Origin of the sequence: Spongiactinospora sp. TRM90649, assembly GCF_029382225.1 — a bacterium.
Lineage (GTDB): Bacteria > Actinomycetota > Actinomycetes > Streptosporangiales > Streptosporangiaceae > Spongiactinospora.
The window spans coordinates 201,899-208,174 of record NZ_JARLTC010000020.1 but is presented as its reverse complement, the minus strand read 5'-3'; the positions used below and the strand labels follow the sequence as shown (position 1 = coordinate 208,174).

Genomic DNA, 6,276 nt, shown 5'->3' with positions numbered 1-6,276 from the left:
ATTCTATGCATTCATCATGCATGCACTGGCTTTTAACACACTGTTGAGTTCTCAAGAAACGGACGCGTACACCATTGAACAAGATCGATTTTCTCGATCCGACCCGCTGGGGCTTGAAGACCTTTTCTTTGCCCTGTTCTCCAGAGCGACCCCTCTAACTTACCAGAGCTTTCCGATCAGTCTCAAACCGGCCGGTGTTCTGAGAAAGAGGGAGGGAATTCGCCCGCTGCCGCCACCCTAGGTGGCACCTCGCGCGTCTTCCGCATGAAGAACTTTAGCAGCCCCCAGGCGGTGCCATGTGCAACACGCGTAACCCCCGAAGCCTTCCCTGCTCACCGGCTCCGCCAAACCTCGCCCCCACGCAACCGGACATCAAGTCATCCGCAATCGGGCCCTAGTACGAAGTAAGCACGAGCTCTCCACCTGTGGAGGTACCGCCATGACCCGCTCGGAGTTCGACGACATCCGCGCCCACCTGACCGCGGAGGAGACCCGTGCCGGTGACCTCCTGCAGATCGCCAAGTCGCTCCTGGAGGATCTTGAGCACGCGAAGATGCGTGAGGCCACTCTGCGGGCCTACTACCTGCGGCTGCTCACCGCCACCCGGGCCACCGTCGCCGCCGAGGCGGTCGGCGCGCCCGAGCCGCTCACGTTCGTCAAGGACGAGCTGGCCAAGCGCGGCCAGCTTCCAGGTGACGGCGAGACGGTAAGCCGCATCCTCGCCGACGCCCACACCGCGTCGCTGCTGATCGCGGGGCTGGAGCGGGCGCCGGTGCGCACGCTCGGGCCGCTGAGCCGCGCCCGCCGCTGCGCGGGCGTGAGCCGTACGACACCCCGGTGAACCCGAGCGTCGTCGGAGAACACCTCAGGGCATACGGAGATCCGTATGCCCTGAGGTGTTTCAAGGGGTCCGCCATACCCCCGGGTCACGATGCAAGCGGATTGAAAGCGACCGCGCCCGGGGCTTGACGGGGAGAAGGATGTCGGCGCGGTGGACCCTGACCTGGGCTTGAACGGTCGGCTGCGAAACTTGCGGTATGGGGCGGATGTGCCTGGACTGGGCTGCCATCGCGTTGGTCGGGGTGTTCGGGGTGCTGTGGACGGGCGTGGTGGTCTTCGCCGCAGTGGACACCCCCATCGTGATGAGGGTGGCCCAGGCGGGTTTCGGGGTGTTCCTAATGTTGTGGACGGGTTCGCGGTCCGTACGGCTCGTCCGTGAGATGCGTCCCTCCCGGCGCTGATCAGCGCAGGACGTCGGTGATGCGCAGCCGCGCACCCGTGCGCAGGACGGCCCGCCGGTAGATGCGGGCCCCGATGGCGAGCACGACCGCCACGGCGGCGACCATGGCGACGGCGGCGACCGCGATCTCCCAGAGCCGCACCTCGCTGGCGGCCATCCGCACCGGCATGACCATCGAAGAGAACGGCGGCACCAGGGACAGCACCCGGGCGAGCGAGCCCATCGGATCGGTGACCGCGTAGAAGGCGACCAGGTAGACGGCCATCAGCAGGGTGGTCAGCGGGGTGAGCACGCCACTGACCTCCTCCTGGCGAGACACCAGCGACCCGAACCCGGCGGCCAGCACGGAGAAGAAGGCGTAGCCGAGCAGGAACCACACCACCGCGCCGATCACGATGCCGGTCATGCCCGACGGCAGGTCTGAGGCGAGTCCGGTGGCCAGGCTCGCCCCCAGGCCCGCCGCGATGACCACGACCAGGTTGATCAGGCCGAGCACGCCGAGGCCGAGGATCTTGCCGGCCAGCAGTTGCCAGGGCCGGATCGAGGTGAGCAGCAGCTCCACGATCCGGCTGCCCTTCTCCTCGACCACCCCCATGGCGACCGAGGTGACCGAGGAGATGAGCAGGAAGAACAGCAGCAGCACGACGAGCGTGGCGATGCCCGCGCGCACGCCGGAGTCGCCGCGTTCCGGGCTGGCCGACTGCTCGGCGAGTGGCGGGACGCGCATCGCCTCGGTGACCTTGGCCGGGTCGAGCCCGGCGGCCCGCAGGCGCTCCTGGGTCTGCGTGTCGGTGTGGGCGGCCTGGAGGATGACGCCGAGGCGGCGGTCCACGGTGCCGTCGGCGAGCAGGGTGCGGTCGTTCACGACGGCCGCGTCGATGTCTCCGGCGAGGACGGCGGTGCGGGCGGCGGCCTCGTCACGGAACGGGGTGAAGGTGAGATCGACCTCCTGCGCGGTGGCCACCGGGAGCGCGGCGGCGCGCAGCGAGTCGGAGCCGACCAGGCCCACCGCGTAGGAGTCGTTGCCGCCGAACAGCTTGGGCAGGAACGCCAGGGCGGCGACGAGCACCGCGCTGACGACGAGGCCGATGAGGAACCCCTTGGTTCGGGCGCGGACGGCGATCTCACGCCGTGCGACCAGCCAGACGTCGCTCATGCCACGGCCTCCCTGAAGATCTCGGTGAGTGACGGCTGCTCCCAGCCGTAGTGCTCGACGGTGCCGGCGAGCATCGCGGCGCGCAGGATGGCCGTGCCGTCGCCGTCCGTGCTGCGCAGGACGTGGACGCCGTTCTGGTGGGTGATGTCGCCGGGCAGGCCGTCGGCCCAGCCCGGGGCCGCGCCGCGCACGACGACCTTGAGGGTTCTGCCGCCCTCCTTGGCCCTGACCTCCTCGACGGTGCCGCTGGCCACCATGCGCCCGGCGGAGATGATGCCGACCGAGTCGCACATCCGCTCGACCAGGTCGAGCTGGTGGCTGGAGAAGATGATGGGCACGCCGGCCTGGCGGCGTTCGGCGAGGACCTCGGCGAGGGCGTCCACGGCGATGGGGTCGAGGCCGGAGAACGGCTCGTCGAGGATGAGCACGCCGGGGTCGTGGATGAGCGCGACGGCGAGCTGCACGCGCTGCTGGTTGCCGAGCGACAGGGCCTCGACGGCGTCGCCCGCGCGTTCGGTGAGGCCGAGCCGTTCGATGAGGTCGGCGCTCGCGACGGCGGCGGCGGAGCGGCTCATGCCGTGCAGGCGGCCGAAGTACTCGATCTGCTCGGCGACCCGCATCTTCTGGTAGAGGCCACGCTCTTCCGGCATGTATCCGAAACCGCGCCGGTCGTCGAAGCCGATGGGACGGCCCTGCCACGTGACCTCGCCGGAGTCGGCTTCGAGCACGCCCATCACGATGCGCATGGTGGTGGTCTTGCCCGCGCCGTTCGCGCCGACGAAGCCGAACATCTCACCGGGACGGACGGTCAGGTCGATGCCGCGCAGCGCCTCGGTCTCGCCGTACCGTTTGTGCAGGGAGCGGGTTTCAAGCACCGGTGATTCCTTCCGTGATCTGGCGCAGGACGGCGGTGTACCGCGCGAAGGCGGCACGGCCCGCGTCGGTGAGGGACAGCCAGGTCTTGGCGCGTTTGCCGACGAACGCCTTCTCGACCTTGACGTAGCCGGCGCCTTCGAGGGTGACGATGTGTTTGGAGAGCAGGGAGTCGGAGACCTCCAGCGTGTCGCGGAGGAAGCGGAAGTCGGCCTTCTCCGCGTTCGCCAGGGCGGCCACGATGGAGAGCCGGACCGGCGCGTGGATGATCTCGTCGAGCTCGTGCCTGGGATGGGCGGTGCCGCTCAATCGTCCACGTCCTCCTCACGCAGCAGGCGCCATCCGCCGTAGATCGGCGGGGCGCCCGCGACCAGGGAGACCAGTACGGCCAGCGCCGTCCACAGCGCGTCGGGGTCGTCCGGCATCAGGAAGATGGAGAACAGCACCGCGACCGTGCAGGTGCCGACGAACCCGAACGCGATCGGCCACTGGAGCCGCCAGGCCGATCGGCTGTAGACGCGCTGCCGGAAGACGTAACCGAATGAGAGCGCGACGAAGACGATCCAGGCCCAGCCCGCGATGTCCTTGACGGTGTCGTCGCCGAGCAGCATGACCAGCCAGTAGGGAATGGCGGCGAGCCCCATGGTGAGCACCCAGCGGCCCGCCCATTTGCCGGATCGCCGCACGGTGCCGCCGACCTCGTCGATCCGGCGCAGCGCGTCGTCGGCGCTCAGTTTCGCGTCGTCGGCGCTCAACTTGTCGTTCACACGCTCCTCCAATCAGCATGTGTTCAACAAGTTAGCAAGCACTTAACCGTCGTTCAAGTGCTTGCCTAGCCGAGATACGGCGGCGCGACCCCCCATCCCCAGCGCGGCACCGGGGCGTCGCGGATCGGTTCGACGCCCGGCTGGGAGTTGGCCACCGCCAGCCGGGTGCCCCATTCGATGTAGCCGAGGAAGGCGGCGCGGAACTCCGGGTCGTCGGGCAGGCCGACCTCCTCGGCCGCGTCCTGGAGCAGGGAGACCCAGCGGCGGCGCTGCGCCTCGGAGATGTGCCTGCCGAGGTGGTGGGCGAGCATGTGGGCGTAGCCGCCGCGCTCACCGGTGTAGCGGGCGGGGCCGCCGAAGACCTCCGCCAGCCACATGGCGACGTAGCGGGGATGGTCGGGGTCCATGTGCGCGAAGAGCGGGCCGATCAGGTCGTCCCGCAGCACCATGTCGTAGAAGACCTCGGTGAGCCGCTCGAAGGCGGCCGTGCCGCCCGCCCACTCGTAGATGGTGGGCACCGAGCCGCCGTGTCCCCGGGCGCCGGTCGGGGTGTAGCGCGAGCGCTCACCGGCCAGTTCGGGCGCGGGCGGGTCGCCGGGCTCTGTCCAGGTGACGTGCAGGAGATAGGAGTCGCCGTCGCGGGCGAGTGCGTAGTCAACGCAGGTGTCCGCGCCCGCGAGGTGTTCCGCGACCTGTCGCTCGAAGTCCTGCGACCGTTCCGCGGGCACGCGGTACCGCACGTACTCGATGATCATCTGTACGCTCCAAATCGAGGGAATTTCCCGAAGTTGCGGTAATTATGTAATCAAGGGCCTTCAGCTGGGACGAAACGATAGCCCATGCCCGGTTCGGTGATCAGGTGGACCGGGCGGGCCGGGTCGCGTTCCAGCTTGCGGCGTAGCTGCGCCATGTACTGCCGGAGGTAGTTCGTCTCCTTGACGTACGCCTCGCCCCACACCTCCGCGAGCAGCGCCCGCTGGCCGACCAGCTTGCCCGGGTTGCGGAGCAGCACCTCCAGCAGGTGCCACTCGGTGGGGGTGAGCCGCACGCCGTCCGACACCGTCTTGTCCGCGAGGTCCACGACGTGATCGCCGACGCGCACCCGCGCGGGCTCGTCCTCCTGCCGCCCGCTGCGGCGGGTCACCGCCCGGATCCGGGCGAGCAGCTCGTCGATGGCGAAGGGCTTAGTGATGTAGTCGTCGGCCCCGGCGTCCAGCGCCTCGACCTTGTCCTCGCTGCCCGCGCGGCCCGACAGCACCACGATCGGCACGGCCGTCCAGCCGCGCAGGCCGTGGATGACGTCCACGCCGTCCATGTCGGGCAGGCCGAGGTCCAGCACCACCAGGTCGGGATGCCAGTCGGCGGCCTGGCGCAGCGCGCCGCCGCCGTCGGCCGCCGTCGCCACCTCGTAGTGGCGGGCGACCAGGTTGATCCGCAGGGCGCGGAGCATCTGCGGCTCGTCGTCCACGACAAGGATCCGTGTCACGCCGCCGCGCCCCGGTTCGTCATGTCCCCAGGCTACGACCGGTGGTTCAGGACGGCCGGTCCAGGGACACCATCGCCTCCGACAGCGGCTTCCTGACGATGTCGGGCACCTTCACCTCGTCGGCCGCGTAGCCGACCGGGAAGAGGATGTAGGGCCGCTCGTTGGCGGGCCGCCCGCAGATCTCGGTCAGGAACGCCATCGGATTGGGGGTGTGGGTGAGCGTGGACAGCCCCATGTGGTGCAGCGCGGTGATGAACAGGCCGCAGGCGATACCGACGCTCTCGTTCACGTAGTAGTGCTTGCGCTTCGTGCCGTCGGGGGCCACGCCGTACTTCTCGGCGAAGCAGATCACCAGCCAGGGGGCGACCTCCAGGTATCCCTTGTCGGAGTTCGTCTCCAGCGGTGCCAGCGCCTCGCGCCACTCGGCGGGCAGCCGGCCGCCCTCGTAGTTCTGCCGTTCCTCCAGCTCGGCGGCCTCCTTGATGCGCTTCTTCGTCTCCTGGTCACCGACCACGACGAACTTCCACGGCTGCTGGTGCGCCCCGGAGGGCGCGGTGTTGGCCGCCTGGACGGCCAGCTCGACACACTCGCGCGGCACCGGCTCGGGACTGAAGGCGCGGACACTCCTCCGCCGGTCGACATGCTCGTAGAACGCGCGCCCCCGCGCCAGCATCTCCGCCTCCGGGTACCTGTCAGGGGTGTAAGGCACGAACGGGTGTGAATGCTCCATGAGTCCGTAGTGTCGGTGCCTGCG

10 protein-coding genes are annotated in these 6,276 nt (G+C 69.2%); 3 read left to right on the top strand and 7 right to left on the bottom strand.

Translation table 11 applies throughout. From position 1 onward, the window contains the following. From P3X83_RS23775 to P3X83_RS23765, 3 genes are all read left to right on the top strand, one after another. The coding region (locus P3X83_RS23775) for a hypothetical protein (protein WP_277307388.1) at positions 1-241 on the top strand (241 nt) is incomplete at its 5' end. A gap of 198 nt (positions 242-439) precedes the next feature. Then, the gene (locus P3X83_RS23770; protein WP_277307387.1) at positions 440-841 is read left to right on the top strand and encodes a hypothetical protein; all 402 of its coding nucleotides are present in this window, start codon (positions 440-442) and stop codon (positions 839-841) included. A gap of 196 nt (positions 842-1,037) precedes the next feature. Then, positions 1,038-1,241, top strand: a complete 204-nt coding sequence (locus P3X83_RS23765) for a hypothetical protein (protein ID WP_277307386.1) — start codon at positions 1,038-1,040, stop codon at positions 1,239-1,241. On the opposite strand, the gene P3X83_RS23760 is transcribed toward P3X83_RS23765, so the two are convergent. The 7 genes from P3X83_RS23760 to P3X83_RS23730 all read right to left on the bottom strand — a co-directional run bounded on the left by P3X83_RS23760 (position 1,242) and on the right by P3X83_RS23730 (position 6,252). Continuing rightward, positions 1,242-2,396 (bottom strand): ABC transporter permease, encoded by a 1,155-nt coding sequence (locus tag P3X83_RS23760; RefSeq protein ID WP_277307385.1) that lies wholly within the window; start codon positions 2,394-2,396, stop codon positions 1,242-1,244. Then, entirely contained in the window at positions 2,393-3,271 is an 879-nt protein-coding gene (locus tag P3X83_RS23755; RefSeq protein ID WP_277307384.1) for an ATP-binding cassette domain-containing protein, read from the bottom strand. Before P3X83_RS23755 ends, P3X83_RS23760 begins: the two co-directional genes overlap by 4 nt. Continuing rightward, entirely contained in the window at positions 3,264-3,578 is a 315-nt protein-coding gene (locus P3X83_RS23750) for a transcriptional regulator (RefSeq protein WP_277307383.1), read from the bottom strand. The genes P3X83_RS23755 and P3X83_RS23750 overlap by 8 nt, the downstream gene beginning before the upstream one ends. Further along, a complete protein-coding gene (locus tag P3X83_RS23745; protein ID WP_277307382.1) occupies positions 3,575-4,036 on the bottom strand; it encodes a hypothetical protein in 462 nt (153 codons plus the stop codon). Before P3X83_RS23745 ends, P3X83_RS23750 begins: the two co-directional genes overlap by 4 nt. Positions 4,037-4,101: 65 nt before the next feature. Continuing rightward, on the bottom strand, positions 4,102-4,791 hold the full coding sequence (locus tag P3X83_RS23740; protein ID WP_277307381.1) for a group II truncated hemoglobin: 690 nt from the start codon (positions 4,789-4,791) through the stop codon (positions 4,102-4,104). A gap of 50 nt (positions 4,792-4,841) precedes the next feature. Continuing rightward, positions 4,842-5,522 (bottom strand): response regulator, encoded by a 681-nt coding sequence (locus P3X83_RS23735; RefSeq protein WP_277307380.1) that lies wholly within the window; start codon positions 5,520-5,522, stop codon positions 4,842-4,844. A 46-nt stretch (positions 5,523-5,568) separates the two neighbouring features. Further along, entirely contained in the window at positions 5,569-6,252 is a 684-nt protein-coding gene (locus tag P3X83_RS23730; RefSeq protein WP_277307379.1) for a nitroreductase family protein, read from the bottom strand. Positions 6,253-6,276 lie beyond the last annotated feature (24 nt).